Consider the following 274-nt stretch of genomic DNA (forward strand, 5'->3'; position numbering starts at 1 on the left):
TAATTCAACGCGATACGTCTCTTACAAGGATCTTAAGAAAGTAACAGCGGATTTAAAGCCAATATACAAGGCGGTCACGGAAGAGGCAGCCCTGCTGGAATTGGATCGGTTTGAAGAACATTGGGGAAGCAAGTACCCGCTCATCATCAAATCATGGCGGCAAAACTGGGATGAACTGGCGACCTTTTTCAAATATCCGCCGGAGCTTCGAAAACTCATATATACAACGAACATGATCGAGAGTTATCACCGTCAATTACGCAAAGTAACAAAG

1 protein-coding gene is annotated in these 274 nt (G+C 44.2%); it reads left to right on the top strand.

From position 1 onward, the window contains the following. Window positions 1-274, top strand: a 274-nt coding sequence (locus tag NI000_RS36615; protein WP_253416179.1) for a transposase, incomplete at both ends; no start/stop codon positions are given.

The sequence above is a fragment of the Paenibacillus tyrphae genome (genome assembly GCF_024158745.1).
Taxonomy (GTDB): domain Bacteria; phylum Bacillota; class Bacilli; order Paenibacillales; family NBRC-103111; genus Paenibacillus_G; species Paenibacillus_G tyrfis_A.